Annotated in this window: 14 protein-coding genes; 11 read left to right on the top strand and 3 right to left on the bottom strand. The window is 60.7% G+C overall.

Annotation, left to right across the window (positions count from 1 at the left end; genetic code table 11):
- Positions 1 to 372: 372 nt before the first annotated feature.
- On the bottom strand, positions 373 to 1,341 hold the full coding sequence (locus C4334_RS13140; protein WP_352432545.1) for an ROK family protein: 969 nt from the start codon (positions 1,339 to 1,341) through the stop codon (positions 373 to 375).
- Between the two features lie 161 nt (positions 1,342 to 1,502).
- On the opposite strand from C4334_RS13140, the gene C4334_RS13135 reads away from it, so the two are divergent.
- The 5 genes from C4334_RS13135 to C4334_RS13115 all read left to right on the top strand — a co-directional run bounded on the left by C4334_RS13135 (position 1,503) and on the right by C4334_RS13115 (position 5,336).
- Positions 1,503 to 2,063: a universal stress protein gene (locus tag C4334_RS13135; protein WP_352432544.1), complete on the top strand. Its 561-nt coding sequence runs from the start codon at positions 1,503 to 1,505 to the stop codon at positions 2,061 to 2,063.
- 34 nt (positions 2,064 to 2,097) lie between these two features.
- Positions 2,098 to 2,865, top strand: a complete 768-nt coding sequence (locus C4334_RS13130; RefSeq protein ID WP_352432543.1) for a VTT domain-containing protein — start codon at positions 2,098 to 2,100, stop codon at positions 2,863 to 2,865.
- Positions 2,866 to 3,034: 169 nt separating this feature from the next.
- On the top strand, positions 3,035 to 4,057 hold the full coding sequence (locus tag C4334_RS13125) for a GHMP family kinase ATP-binding protein (RefSeq protein WP_352432542.1): 1,023 nt from the start codon (positions 3,035 to 3,037) through the stop codon (positions 4,055 to 4,057).
- A gap of 98 nt (positions 4,058 to 4,155) precedes the next feature.
- Positions 4,156 to 4,698: an NUDIX hydrolase gene (locus C4334_RS13120; protein WP_352432541.1), complete on the top strand. Its 543-nt coding sequence runs from the start codon at positions 4,156 to 4,158 to the stop codon at positions 4,696 to 4,698.
- Between the two features lie 32 nt (positions 4,699 to 4,730).
- Positions 4,731 to 5,336, top strand: a complete 606-nt coding sequence (locus C4334_RS13115; protein WP_352432540.1) for a phosphoribosyltransferase family protein — start codon at positions 4,731 to 4,733, stop codon at positions 5,334 to 5,336.
- Positions 5,337 to 5,592: 256 nt separating this feature from the next.
- Here C4334_RS13115 and recR read toward each other — a convergent pair whose 3' ends face one another.
- Both recR and C4334_RS13105 read right to left on the bottom strand, forming a co-directional pair.
- On the bottom strand, positions 5,593 to 6,207 hold the full coding sequence (gene recR / locus C4334_RS13110; RefSeq protein WP_352432539.1) for a recombination mediator RecR: 615 nt from the start codon (positions 6,205 to 6,207) through the stop codon (positions 5,593 to 5,595).
- A gap of 184 nt (positions 6,208 to 6,391) precedes the next feature.
- Positions 6,392 to 6,706, bottom strand: a complete 315-nt coding sequence (locus tag C4334_RS13105; protein WP_352432546.1) for a YbaB/EbfC family nucleoid-associated protein — start codon at positions 6,704 to 6,706, stop codon at positions 6,392 to 6,394.
- 182 nt (positions 6,707 to 6,888) lie between these two features.
- Between C4334_RS13105 and C4334_RS13100 the strand changes: the two genes are divergently transcribed.
- The 6 genes from C4334_RS13100 to C4334_RS13075 all read left to right on the top strand — a co-directional run bounded on the left by C4334_RS13100 (position 6,889) and on the right by C4334_RS13075 (position 14,318).
- Complete coding sequence (locus tag C4334_RS13100) at positions 6,889 to 8,949, top strand: ATP-dependent helicase (RefSeq protein ID WP_352432538.1); 2,061 nt, start codon at positions 6,889 to 6,891, stop codon at positions 8,947 to 8,949.
- Between the two features lie 111 nt (positions 8,950 to 9,060).
- Complete coding sequence (locus C4334_RS13095) at positions 9,061 to 9,843, top strand: alpha/beta hydrolase (RefSeq protein WP_352432537.1); 783 nt, start codon at positions 9,061 to 9,063, stop codon at positions 9,841 to 9,843.
- A 22-nt stretch (positions 9,844 to 9,865) separates the two neighbouring features.
- Positions 9,866 to 10,357, top strand: a complete 492-nt coding sequence (locus C4334_RS13090; RefSeq protein WP_352432536.1) for a YybH family protein — start codon at positions 9,866 to 9,868, stop codon at positions 10,355 to 10,357.
- Between the two features lie 52 nt (positions 10,358 to 10,409).
- Positions 10,410 to 12,302, top strand: coding sequence for a S9 family peptidase (locus tag C4334_RS13085; RefSeq protein ID WP_352432535.1), 1,893 nt, complete (start codon positions 10,410 to 10,412; stop codon positions 12,300 to 12,302).
- 52 nt (positions 12,303 to 12,354) lie between these two features.
- Positions 12,355 to 13,680 carry an imidazolonepropionase gene (gene hutI / locus C4334_RS13080; RefSeq protein WP_352432534.1) on the top strand — a complete coding sequence of 442 codons (1,326 nt, stop codon included), beginning with the start codon at positions 12,355 to 12,357 and terminating at the stop codon, positions 13,678 to 13,680.
- Between the two features lie 116 nt (positions 13,681 to 13,796).
- Positions 13,797 to 14,318, top strand: coding sequence for an SRA domain-containing endonuclease (locus C4334_RS13075; RefSeq protein ID WP_352432533.1), 522 nt, complete (start codon positions 13,797 to 13,799; stop codon positions 14,316 to 14,318).
- Positions 14,319 to 14,341 lie beyond the last annotated feature (23 nt).

Here is a 14,341-nt window from a genome sequence, read left to right as displayed (position 1 = left end):
GATGCCGCAGCTCATCTGAACTCCCCTCGCTGGACCAACTCGCGGCCTTCTTATATGTTCTTCTCCGACATCCAGTGCGACGAGACGAGCACGCGACTTTCGTATTGACATAGAGCCGTTGCTGCCCCGAACCGATGCGCTCGTTTTCGCCGCTCGTCAAAAGAGTCTGGGCATAAGATTGGCTGCATCCGCTTTGTCCAAGGCGTTGCCGCCGCGTGGGCGACGAGGATCATCAAGATTGACCGCATCCGTTTCGCTCTTGAAGAGGCGCCTTCCGAATGGCAACCGAAGATCTGGATTGCGCGGCTGGTTAGGCGAAGGAGCGAAGTCGGTGAGAGCGTTCGCGCTTGAAACGCCTCCGCGGTCGAAGGATTAGGGATTTGTGGTTTCGTGCTTCCGTGCAGCGAGCAAAGCAGCGCCCACTGTGACCGCATCGAGGCCCAATTGCGCGGCGGTGATCTCGGTCGTTTCAAAACACGGTTGGAACGAACGCCGCCGCGCTTCGCGGATGATGGGATCAAGAAGCAGTTCGCCGGCCTCCATGACGATGCCGCCCAAGATGATCCTTTCGACGTTCAGCAAGTTGATGATCGCGGCGATGGCCGTACCGATGTAACGTCCCGTACGTTCCAACATCAGGAGCGCGAAATCATCGCCGTTGCGTGCTTCGCGCGTGATGTCGCTCACCGTGAAATCGCGGTTCGTGGCCAGCTTCGAGAGGGACGAAGTGCCGTCGCGAAACAGTCGCTCGTGGGTGCGGCGGACGATGTTCGGCGCCGAAGCGACCGTCTCCAAACAACCGACGTTGCCGCAAGCGCACTGAATGCCGTTTGGATCGATCGTGATGTGACCGAACTCTCCGGCAAAACCGGAAGCTCCGCGCCAGATGTGCCCATCGAAGATGAGCGCGCCGCCAATCCCGTAGCCGAGCAAGACGTAAAAGATACAGCGGCTCCCGCGTCCGGCTCCGGCCACATATTCGCCGTAGGCGGCGGCGTTGGCATCGTTCTCCAGCAAGACCGGTAGCCCTGTTGTCGCTTCCAGTTCGGAATGAAAATCCTCGCGCATTGTCGCCGCTAGATCCGTTGAAAAGTGGACGCGCCCGCTTTGCGGATCGACCAATCCGGGGAGCCCGATGCCGAGAGAGCGCGCTTGTTGATTGCCGCCCAAATCGGCGACCAAGCGCGCGATCTGCGCGCTCAACGCATCTCTTTCGAGCGGCGCTTCCACGCTCCGCAAAATCGCCCCATCGCTGGTGACAAGAGAGGCGCGCAAAATCGGACCTGAGAGGTCCACTCCGATCATTCCTTTTGCGATTTGGGTTGGGCCATTCGTCTGCATCGCGGCCCTCCGTGGAGGCTCTTTCGTCCGATGGCGTCCGTCCATCGCACTTTAACAGAGCGTCCGGGAGCTGTCAAACTCGATGCTTGAGAGTGTAGAATGGGCAGCGCTCGCGCGCGCCGACAACCGGAACGGCACGCTTGGCGAGCGATCTGCGGCACATGGGAAAGAACGCGCCGCCGAGGATCAAGACCGTGCGCCGCGCGAACTTATGTGGTATCGTCGGCGGCGTCGAAAGCGAGGGCGCGATGAAGATCAGCACGCTCTTGTTACCGACGGATTTCAGCGAATGCGCTGAGCGTGCGATCCCGTACGCGACGTGGCTGGCGCGCATCGCTGGCAGTCGGATCATCTGCCTGCACGTCATCGAACCGATCGTGCCGGTGGTCGGTTACGCTGGGCTGGTCGAATCGGTGCCGCTTGCAGACATCAGCGAATCGCTGGAAGAATCGGCGGCGCGCGAACTGCCCAAGCTTACCGAGCGCGATGAGTTCGCTGGTCTCGAAATCGAGGAGATGATCGTTCATGGCGAGGCGGCGACCGAGATCGTGCGCATCGCTAAAGAGAAAAGGGTCGATTTGATCGTCATCTCATCGCACGGGCGCACAGGGTTGGGCCGAATCCTTTTCGGCTCGACCGCCGAAGCTGTTGCACGGCACGCTCCCTGCCCCGTGCTGATCGTCAAGCCGCGTGCCGAAGAACCAACGACGGATCGCTCTTGACGGGCAAGCGAAGTATCATCGAACGAGTGGGGGCATGGATAGTCAGTTCTTTTTCGATCTAGTTGGGATCTATGGGCTTTACGCCATCTTCTTCCTCACCATGATCGAGGGAGACATCACGCTTCTGCTCGCTGGCGTGCTCGCCCACACCGGTTTTTTCGGCGAGTACGGCTTCGCCAAAGTCCTTCTGATCGGCACGCTCGGCGGCGCGACAAGTGACGTATTGGCTTACACCGTCGGACGCGGGTTTCGCACCAGCGTTCGTGAGTTCCGTTTCTATCGCGCCGCGCAACCGCGAATCGAAAGGTTGACCGAAAGGTTTGGCCCGTTGTCGATCTTCTTGTCGAAATATATCTACGGACTGCGTACCGCCTCGTGCGTCTTCTACGGCGTCGGGCACATGCCGCTCAAACGTTTCGTGCCCCTTTCGGTGGCGAGCTGCTTCGTTTGGGTTCTGGTGCTAAGCGGCGCAGGCTATTTCTTCAGCGGTGCGGTGACGAACCTGATCGGCGACTTCCATCAACTCGGCATCGCGCTGCTCGTCATCGTCGCCGTCGGCATCATAGGCTTCTATCTCGCGGAGCGATACTGGTTAGCGAAAAAGGTCGAGGAGGTCGATCCCAAAACCGTGCACAAACTCGAACAGACGGCGCAGGAAAAATTGCTCGAAATCGAGCACGTCGCGCAGGAGAAGCTGCACGAACTCGGTCACGAAATCCAAGAACACTTGCCGTTGCGGCGGCGCGATCCGAAACGCGATCCGAAGCGCGTCGCGCCGCGCGAAGAGATCGACGGAGATTGATGCGCGCGACTTTGCCCGCTCGAGCTTCGCACGCCGTCTGTTTTCAGAGCTGGACCGGCACCGCAACGGGCGGTTTGCGCTCGCGCGCTGCTCAAACTTGAATTCACGAACTGGAACACGTCATGTGACGAGAACTTAAGCACGGAGCGGATTTCGTCGTCCGCTTTAGGTGACGATCGCTGAAACCATGATCATCGAAGCCACTGCTCCAACGCGCATTGATCTTGCGGGCGGCACGATCGATATCTGGCCGCTCTACCTCTTCCACCCAGGAGCGATGACGGTTAATTTCGCCATCTCGCTTCGCGCGCGCTGTCGCATCGAAGCGCGCGATGATGCGCGCGTCATCATCGAATCGCGCGACCGCGCCGCACGCATCGAAACCAGCCTTGACCGCTTGGACCATCTGGTCGCAGAACCGCAACTCGAACTGGCATCGAAGCTCGTCCACCTGTTTCGCCCGCGCACGGGCTTTCACCTCACAACCGAAAGCGAATCGCCGCCCGGCGCGGGTCTCGGCGCTTCATCTTCGCTCGCCATCGCCTGCATCGGCGCGCTCAACCGCTTCGTCGGACAGCGTTACCGCGAAGATCAGTTCATTCAAATAGCCGCCAACGTCGAGACCACAGTGATTCGCGTTCCCGCCGGCGTGCAAGATTACTATGCCGCTCTATACGGCGGAGCAAGTTGCCTGCACTTCCGCCCTGATGGGACAAAACGCGAGCGGCTCGAACTAGAGGCGTCTGCGCTCGAAGAGCGCTTGCTCCTCTGCTACACAGGCGAGCCGCACGTCTCCGGAACCAACAACTGGGAGATCTTCAAAACCCATATCGACGGCGACGCCAAGCTCTTCGACCTCTTCGAGGGAATACGCGATTCAGCGCAACAAATGCGCCGCGCGCTTCTAGCTAACGACTGGGAAGAGGTGCGCGCGACGATGCGCGCCTACTATCCGAAACGCAAGCAACTCGCCCCAAACATCACGACGCCGCACATGGATCGGTTGGTTGAGGTCGCCCTCGCACACGGCGCCGAAGCGGCCAAGGTCTGCGGCGCTGGCGGCGGCGGGTGCATCGCCTTCCTCTGCGCAAGCGGATGTCGCGAACGGGTCGCGCAAGCGCTCGAAGAAGCAGGCGCTGAAATCCTGTCGTGGAAATTCGCCGACCAAGGCTTGACCGTGCGCGAACTTTGACCGTCGCGCAGACTCAAAGCTCCTGAAGATCTCCGCCGACGTGCTTCGGGCGCGTTGATCACACGACCTTCGCAAGCTGAAACCGAAAACGCCGCTCGATGTCGAATCTGCTGAAACTTTTCTGGAGCCGCGTGCTGGGCTTCATCTGGCGTCGCACGCCGCGTCGCTTTCTGCGTTGGGGAGTGCGGCTCACGCAGCCACGCTTTGCCGTCAGCGCAGGCGCCATCGTGTTCGATGCGCAGGGCCGCGTGCTGCTTCTTCGCCACGTCTTTCGTCACGGAAGCGGGTGGGGATTGCCCGGCGGTTTCCTCCACAAAGGCGAACAACCCGAAGCGGCTCTGCGGCGCGAACTGCGCGAAGAGATCGGCCTCGATGTGGAAGACCTGCAGCTCGCTTCGGTGCGCACCATCGAAAGCGCGCACCAGATCGAGATCCTCTACTGCTGCCGCGCGCGCAACCGCGCCGAACCGCGTAGCTTCGAGGTTCGAAAAGCGGCGTGGTTTGCCCCCAATGAGTTGCCGCGTGATCTGCTGCCCGCGCAACGTCAAGCGATTCGCAGCGCGCTCGCCGCTTGGCAAAGTCGGTCGGGCGCGACAAAATCTGAAGCGCCGTCGCCGACGAGCGATGGCGACCGCTTGTAAGTTCTCGCAACAATCTCCGAGGTGAAAAGGACATGGTTCAATTGATTCCGCCGCCAGAAGAGGTGATGCAGATCTTGAAAGAGACCGGAGCCTTTCGCGAAGGCCACTTCATCTACCCTTCGGGCAAACACACACCGCACTATTTTCAAATGCCGCTCGCCTTTCGCTACTACGACACGGCGCGCGTGCTCGCCGTCGCGCTGAGCCGGAAGTTCCGACTCGAAAAAGAGATCTCCAGTGCGTTGCCGCGCGTCGCCGTGATCGCTCCCGGCCCCGGCGGCATCCCCGTGGCGTTCGGCGTGCGCGACGCGCTCGAAGCGGAGCAGATCTATTGGGCCGAGCGTGAACAAGGCAAACGCATGTTCCGCCAATTCCTCAATCGCGGCGAGGTCAACCCATGCATCATCGTCGATGACATCATCCGCACGGGCACGGCCATTCGAGAAACGGCGCAACTCGTCAAAGACCTCGGCGCACGCATCATCGGCTGCGGGGCGATCGTCCGCTTCACCTCCGCTCCGACCATGCTCGATGATGTGCCGATCAAATCGCTCGTTGAATTCGATGCCAAATGGTACGACCCCGAAAACTGCCCGCTCTGCAAGGAGGATATCCCGGCAGAACACGTCCGGTTCTAGCGAGGCACGTCCCACCTCGCGATTCGGACCTCTTCGATGAGGAGACCCCGGCGGAACACGTCCGGCGAAGCGCCTCCTGAACTGCAACAGGTTGTGGCCTTCCAACTGAAAGACCACAACCTGTTGTGGTTACAGCCGTGCCCCAAGGGGAAATTGCAAGTGGCGGCCAATGCGAACACCACCATCTTCGCCCTTGCCGAGAGAGGCGCGCGTCGAGAGCCGAAGGGATTTTCGCCGGTGGAAGAAGAGCGCGCCTTCAGATCTCGTGCCGGTTGGCGAGTGCGCGGTCCATGGTCACCTCATCGACGTACTCCAAATCGCTGCCGACCGGCATGCCCATAGCGATGCGTGTCGTACGCACGCCGAGGGGCTTTAGAAGGTGGCTGAGGTAGATCGCTGTCGCTTCGCCTTCGGTCGTCGGGTTGGTGGCGAGGATTACTTCTCTAACCTTCACGCCTTGATTGTTCTCCGGCTTCAATCGCACCAGAAGGTTGTCGAGCCGGAGCATCTCAGGCCCGATGCCGCGCACGGGCGAAAGGCATCCGTGCAGCACATGATATAAGCCTTTGTAGCTCCGCGTCTTCTCGATGGCGACCAAGTTATAAGGCTCTTCGACGACACAGATCAGCGCACGGTCGCGCGTCGGCGAAGCGCAGAATCGACAGGGATCGACGTCCGTCAAATTATTGCACATCGAGCAGAGATGTATCTTCTGCTTGACCTCTTGCAAAGCGCTGATGAAGCGTTCGACCTCGGCTTCCGGCAGACGCATGATATGAAACGCGAGCCGTTGCGCCGATTTATTGCCGATGCCCGGCAAGCGTTTGAACTCATCGATCAATTTCGTCACTGGTTCAGCGTATTCGAGCATTTCCTGGTCCGCTGCGGGGAGTCGAAGCCAAACGGTCGCTCCGACTCGCCCGCCTCTAGCTGAAGGCTTTAGACTCGGTCCATCGAAAAGTCTATGGATCGTCTACGGCGCGATTGGCGCGGACTTTGATCCGTCGCCCGAAAGCCGCTTCACTTCAGGATGCAGAGACGCAACTCGTTTCGTCTCAAAAGAGGTTGCCGAGCCCTGGTGGCAGCATCCCGCCGAGCTTGCTCTTCATCGCTTCGTCCACTTTGCGTCCGGCCTCGTTGACGGCGGCGATGATCATATCTTGCAGCATCTCGACATCGCCTTCTTTGACCGCCTCCGGATCGATCTTGAGCGCTGTCACCTCCTTGGTTCCGCGCATTTCAACGCTCACCATGCCGCCGCCGACCGATGCCTCGACGCGCAAGGCTTCCATCTCCTGCTGCAGTTTCTCTTGCATTTGCTGCGCTTGTTTCAACATCTGCTGCAGGTTCATTCCACCGGGAAACTTCATGTTCCTGATCTCCTCTTGAAAATTCGGATCCACCAGCTCCGCTTTCGCGCCTTGTGTTTTCCATCCTAACTTTCATCGCCGCCGATTGCAATGCGCCGCCGCCGTGGCGCGCCACAGGTCCTCGCGCTCGTATTCACCTTTCCGTGCTCGCCGTGCTATAAGCTCGAAAGGGCAGCCGAAAGATGAAGAGATACGTCATCAAAAGAGCAGGTGGCCTGCCGGAGCGATTGGCACGATACCGCGAGGAGCTGAACGAAGAGCAGTTCGCCGTTGTCACGGCCCCACCGGGGCCGACGCTCGTCATCGCCGGAGCGGGATCCGGCAAAACGCGCGCGATCACCTATCGCGTCGCCTATTTGATCGAGCAGGGCGTGGCACCGGCGCGCATCATGCTGGCGACGTTCACCAACCGCGCCGCCCGCGAGATGCTCCGTCGCGTCGAATCTCTCACCGGCAGCGACGTACGTCGCGTGTGGGGCGGGACGTTTCATCGCATAGGGAATCTCCTCTTGCGGCGCCACGCCTCTAGTCTCGGTTACGGAGCGAATTACACGATCCTCGATGCCGAAGACGCCCGCGATCTGCTGTCGTCGTGCGTCGAAGAGGCAGGCATCAACACGCGCGCGCGTCGATTTCCGAAACCGGAAATCCTCCAGGATGCGATCAGTTTCTCCATCAACACGGAGCGCACGCTCGGCGAAGTCCTCGCCCGGCGCTACCCGCAATTCGAAATGCTGGCTGCCGACATCGCGCGCGTGGCCGACATCTATCGCGAGCGCAAGCGCGAGCGAAACACGATGGACTACGATGACCTGCTCCTCAATTGGAAACGGCTTCTCGAAGAAAAGCATGAGATCGCCGAGCTTTACGCCGAGCAGTTCGAGCACATCCTCGTCGATGAATTTCAGGACACTAACCGGCTGCAGGCCGAGATCATCGATCTACTGGCGCGAAAGCATCGCAACGTGATGGTAGTCGGCGACGACGCGCAAAGCATTTTCGCTTGGCGCGGCGCCGAATGGACCAACATCTACGAATTCCCACAACGCTATCCGGACGCGCGCCTCTTCCGTCTGGAAACGAACTACCGTTCGACGCCCGAAATACTCGCCGTCGCCAACGCTTCGATCGCAGCCAATCACCAGGGCTTTCCCAAAGAGCTGCGTGCCGTGCGTTCATCCACGGGGATGCTCCCGGCGCTCGTGCCGTGCCGCGACGCGGACCAACAAGCGGCGTTTGTCGCGTCGCGCATCTTGGAGCTACGCGACGATGGCATCGCGCTCGACGAGATCGCCGTCCTCTATCGCTCGCACTACCATTCGCTCGAGTTGCAGATGGAGCTGACGCGGCGCGCCATTCCCTACCGCGTGCATAGCGGCGTTCGCTTCTTCGAGCAGACCCACATCAAAGACGCGCTTGCCTTCCTGCGCCTCGTCGTCAACCCACATGATGAACTCGCGTGGAAACGCGCGCTTCGCTTGATCCCGCAAGTCGGAGCGGCGACGGCGAACAGGATCTGGGAGACGCTTCGGGCTGCGCGCGATCCGCTCGCCCTGATTCGTCGCGGCGAGGTAGATGCGCTCGCGCAAAGGCGCGGCAACGGCTGGGCCGAATTTCGCTCGCTCATTGAAGCTTTGACGCGAGAAGAGGCGCTGCATAATCCGGCGTGCCAACTCGAACTCGTGCTCGCCCATGGGTACGCAGCCCACCTCGCGCACACGTATGAGAACGCCGAAGCCCGACTCGAAGACCTCAGGCAACTCGCGCGTTACGCTGCGCGCTTCGATTCGGCGGCCTCTTTCCTTTCGGAGCTGGCGCTGATCGCCACCGAACGCTACGATGCGCCGCAACCCATGGTCGGCGAAGATGTCATCATGGGGAGCGAAGAAGATGAACTCCTCTCGCTCAGTTCCGTTCATCAAGCCAAAGGTCTCGAATGGCGCGTCGTCTTCATCATTTGGGCGGCGGACGGGCGCTTCCCCAGTCCGCGCGCGTTGCGCGAAACCAACGGCGAAGAAGAGGAGCGAAGGTTGTGGTACGTGGCGCTGACCAGGGCGCGCGATCAGCTCTACATCGCTTATCCGGCGCTGGCGATTGATTACGCCCAGCAGACCGTTTTGCAGCGGCCTTCGCGCTTCGTCACTGAAGTCCCGGTCGAACTGTTCGATATCTGGCAGATTGAAGACGAGCCGCGCGAAGTCGCGGCGTCGGAGGACGAAGAGGTGAGCGGCTACTTGAATTGAGCGAGACCCCGGTCGACCATCAACGAGCGCGTCCGTCGAACTCTGCGCGCAAACGCACGCGGGCCACGAACCCGACGCGCTGGCGATTGATGTTGGCCGCTGGAGTGAAAAATGAAGCTTGAAGGACCGGAAGTCAAACGCGCCATCGGAGCGTTCGAAGATGATCTCGCGCGCCGGGAGGCGGGCGAAAATGGCGAACGCAACGGACGTCTGCTCGCCGATTGCTCTTTGCGCGCCGAAGTGCGCCTTTATTACGATCTACTCCTCCCGCCGGGGAGCGCCGATCCGTGCCCCTTGTTGGTCGCGCTTCACGGCTACGGCGGGAACAAAAAACAGATGCTGCGCGAGGCAAGCAAAGCGGTGCCACAAGGGTTCGCCATCGCCGCGTTGCAAGCCCTGCACCAACACATACGCGAGCCGCGCGCGCCTGGTGAACCGCTCCGTTACGGGTTCGGATGGTTGACCAACTTCCGCCCCGCAGAATCGATCGCGCTGCATCATGATGCGCTCTTCGCGCTGATCGAGCGCGCCGTGGCGGAAGGCGTCGCCGACGGGAAGAAGATCTTCCTGCTCGGCTTTTCGCAATCGGTCGCCTTGATCTACCGGTTCATCTTCAAGCACGCGGATCTCGTGCGCGGCGCAGTCTGCATCTGCGGCGGGCTGCCCGGAGACTGGGAGACCAACGAAGAGTACCGTCCATCGCGCACGGCGATTCTCCACTTGTGCGGCACGCACGATGAGTTCTATCCGCCGGAGCGCGTGCGCGATTACGCGGCGAAACTCAGCATGCGCGCTTCGCGCGTCGAGGTGCGCAGCTACGACGCCGCACACGAGATCACCGACGAAATGCGCGACGATGTGCGCTCTTGGCTCGCAAACATGGCGAGCCTGTAGGCTGTCCTGGTTGGAGGCGAAGATGATCGCAAAGGCAGAAAAGCGAGGCAAACCATCCGCGCCGCACGCGCTGATCGCAGTCTCAGCGCTGCTCCTCTTTTTCGCTCCGCAAACGCTCTGCGCCGCGCAATCAGGCGAGGCAGCGAACGCGGCTATCCGTGCCGTGCTCGACCAACAGGTCGCCGCGTGGAATCGCGGCGACATCGAGGCTTTCATGCGCGGTTACGCGCAGTCGCCGGAGACGACCTTCGTTGCGGACGATCGCATCACGCGCGGATGGCAAACGGTGCTCGACCGTTATCGTCGCGCTTACAACACGCGCGCCAAAATGGGGCGACTCGCCTTCTCCGAACTCGAAATCAAGCGGCTCGGCAAAGACGCGGCTCTCGTTCTCGGTCGCTGGGAGCTGAAAAGGGAGCAGGACGCGCCCCACGGCAGGTTCACGCTCATCTTTCGTCGCTTTCCCGAAGGGTGGCGCATTGTACATGATCACACATCGTCAGCTCCGCGCTGACGACCAATCCACAGGGATGTTTTTGCAACCTCGATTGTTTGGAGCAAACATCATGCGAAAAATCGCGACGACGCTGCTGATCCATGTTCTTCTGTTCGCGCTTCCCATCGGAGCGCAAACCGCGGCGGGCCAGATCGACGATCTGCCTGCCATTGAACGTTATTTGAACATCCGGAGCGCCTCTTCTCCGACCTTCTCCCCTGACGGCCAAAGAGTCGCCTTTCTGACCAACATCACGGGCACGCCGCAGGCGTGGACCGTCCCGGCGTCGGGGGGCTGGCCGGACCAGTGGACTTTCTATCAAGACCGCGTGGATTTCATCGAATGGTCACCGAACGGCTCCGGCCTCGTCTTCAGCAAGTCGCGCGGTGGAGACGAGAACGCGCAATTGTTTTGGCTTGCGCCCGATGGCACGCGCATCCGCGTGCTGACGAACTCGCCCAAAGTCCGACACAACTTCGGCCTGTGGTCGCACGACGGAAACAAGATCGCCTACGCCTCGAACAAGCGCCACCCGAACTACTTCGACATCTACGTGATGGATGTCGCTTCTGGGCGCGAAGAATTAGTCTATCAGCAAGACGGATCCAATTCGCCCGTGGCGTGGTCGTTCGACGGTCGGCAGCTCATCATCTCGCGCAGCAACGAGCAACAGAGTCTGGACAACGATCTTTACCTCGTCGATCTTTCAACCAAGCGAGCGACACATTTGACGCCGCACACCGGCCCGGCACAGTTCGGCGACGTCCATTTCGCGCGCAGCGGACGGGCGATCATCTTCGCCCACAACGACGGTCGCGAGTGGTATCAGCTTTCGCGCATGGAATTAGATTCGAAAAAGATCGAAACGCTCGACAATACCGAATGGGACGTCGATGCGACGGCGCTCTCCGATGATGGCAGAACCTTCGCTTATACGATCAATCGCGAAGGATACAGCGAACTGTACGTCCGCGAAGCGACCGAAGATGGACGCCTCGGGCCAAAGGGAACGCCGATCAAATTGCCGGGGCAGGGCGTCGTCAGCGGGCTGGAGTTTTCGCGCGACGCGACGAAACTGGCTTTCGTCTTCAACGGCGCGCGCTTCAATCCAGATGTCTGGATCTATGATCTTCGCACCCGCGAACTCAGACAGCTAACACACAGCTCGCGCGCCGGACTGGTCCAATCCTCGTTTGTCGAACCGGAGTTGATTCGCTTCAAGTCTTTCGACGGACGCCAAATCCCAGCTTGGTACTACCGACCGCAGCGCGCGCAAGGACGCTTGCCGGTGATCGTCAGCGTTCACGGCGGACCGGAAGGGCAAGAACGCCCCACGTTCAATGCCATCTATCAGTATTTCCTCGCGCGCGGCTACGCCATCCTCGCGCCCAACGTTCGCGGTTCGACCGGGTATGGCAAAACCTACACGCATTTAGACGACGTGCGCAAACGCGAAGATGCGGTGAAAGACCTCGCCGCCGCCGTCGAGTGGTTGCGCGCGCAGGGCGGAGCCGATCCTAAACGCATCGCCGTCATGGGCGGAAGCTACGGCGGGTACATGACGCTGGCGGCCATCACGCTCTATCCTGATCTTTGGGCAGCAGCAGTCGATACCGTCGGCATTGCCAACTTCGAAACCTTTCTGCGCAACACGTCCGGTTATCGACGTAAATTGCGCGAGGTCGAATACGGTTCGCTCGAGCGCGATCTGGAGTTTTTGCGTGCGATCTCGCCGATCAATCGCGTCGATCGCATTCGCGCGCCGCTGATGGTCATTCACGGCAAGAATGACCCGCGCGTCCCGTACACGGAAGCCGAGCAGATCGTCAAAGCGCTGCGTGAAAGAGGACGACCGGTTGAATACGTCCTCTTCGATGACGAAGGTCACGGCGTAGCGAAGCTCGCCAACCGGCTGATCGTCTATCCGAAGATGGCCGACTTTCTCGATCGTTATATGAAGTGATTGAAGGGCGGCGAAGCCGCTTCGCGCTCTGCGCCGATTCCGTTTCGGGTACATGGAGCAAAAGATCGAAAGCGAGCTGGCGGTGATCGGCTGCAAGCAACTGGTGACGCTCGCCGGTCCAGCGCGCCCGCGCGTCGGCCACGAACTCAGCCAACTCGCCATCATCGCCGATGGCGCGATGCTCGTGCGCGATGGGCGCATCGCGCGCATCGGTCGGCGCGAAGAGATCGAACCGCTCATCGGAAAGACCACGCGCGTCGTCAATGTCGGCGGGCGCGTAGTGCTTCCCGGCTTCGTCGATGCTCACACGCACGCGGTCTTCGCCGGAACGCGCGCCGATGAGTTCGAACTTCGCGCCGCAGGATGTACTTACCGCGAGATCGCCGCACGCGGCGGCGGCATACTCTCCACCGTTCGACGGACGCGCGCTGCCACGGAAGAGGAGCTTTTTCGCACAGCCCGGCGACGGCTTGCATGGTTCGTGCGCGCTGGGACGACGACGCTTGAGGTGAAATCGGGTTATGGGCTATCGGTTGATGACGAACTCAAGATCTTGCGCGTCGTTCGGCGGCTCGGCGAAGAGACTCGTGTGCGCACAGTTCCGACTTTTCTCGGCGCGCACGAAGTGCCGGATGAATATCGCGCACAGCGCGCAAGCTACATCGAGCTCATCGTCCGTGAGATGCTGCCCCGCGTCGCCCGCGAAGGTCTCGCTCGGTTTGCCGATGCCTTCTGCGAAGAAGGCATCTTCTCGACCGCAGAGGTGCGGCGCGTGCTCTCCGCAGCGCGCGCTTGCGGACTGGGTTTGCGCATCCACGCCGACCAATTCAGCAACAGCGGCGGAGCGAAACTCGCCGCCGAACTTGGCGCCACAACAGCCGATCACCTAGAGCGAACCGACGAAGAGGGCATCGCCGCGCTCCGCGCGGCCAACGTGCAACCCGTGTTGCTTCCGGCCTCAGTCTATGCGCTCGGATCACACGAGTATCCGGCAGCGCGGCGCATGATCGAAGCCGGGCTGGCAGTTGTGCTGGCGACCGACTTCAATCCTGGCACATCGCCAACACCGTCCGTGCCGATGGTCTTATCGCTCGCTGTCACGCAGATGCGCATGTCGCCAGCGGAAGCGATCACCGCGGCGACCATCAACGCCGCTTATAGCCTCAGCATGGGCGGACAGATCGGCTCGCTGGAAGTAGGCAAACAGGCCGATTTCGCCGTTCACGATGTCGAAGATTACCGCGAACTCGCCTACTTCTTCGGCATCGAACCGGCTTGGGAGACATACATCGGCGGAGAGCGCGTCTTCGCCCGCCACGCGCCGAACGAGAATGCGCGCGTTTTCGCTCGCAACGATGCGCGCGCAAATGACGGTTGATGAGTTCCGTCGCGCTGATTCGAGCGGCGAAAGCGATTTTCCGGTAGCGTTACTGTCTCGCGTGTGTTATGGGTCGCTCTGCGCGTTCACCGAAAGTCATCGCATCATCCAGCGACATGGACCGAACGCTTTCGTGGGCGGAAGTTCAAAGAACCCACCGCACCCGTAGAGGAATCTACCAAAGAGGAGGCCACCTCGTTTCGCTTCTCACGGATTTCGGACGGCACACGCCCTGTTATCCCGATTCGTGGGGCGACTCGCTCGAAGAGATCCACTACACCGGCGAAGGACGTCACGGCGATCAACGTCTGACGCCAGGCAACCGCGCGCTTTTGGCGGCCATCGAGAGCGGCCATGCCGTTCCATTGTTCAACAAGCTCGCCGCCGGACGCTGGCAACACATGGGGTTTTGGCGCGTCACGCAGGCGCGTTACCTCTTCGATGAACAGGCGGAGCGCATGCTCTGGCGCTTCACGCTCCGCAAAGTCGCGCCGCTCGTAGATGAAGGATCGAAAACAGAGCACCGCGCACAAGCGGCGAAACTCGTTCGAACCAACCCCGGCAACAAGCAGAACATGCCCTCTCGCCGCGCGACGCCATCGGCGTTCAGGTCGAAAAGATCAAAAGGCAAAAGGTAAAAGAGGAATTTCCCTGCTTCTAA

Origin of the sequence: Pyrinomonas sp. (assembly GCF_040289685.1) — a bacterium.
In the GTDB taxonomy this organism is placed as follows: Bacteria; Acidobacteriota; Blastocatellia; order Pyrinomonadales; family Pyrinomonadaceae; genus Pyrinomonas.
The sequence above is the reverse complement of the archived record's forward strand: the minus strand, read 5'-3'. Positions and strand labels throughout refer to the sequence as shown.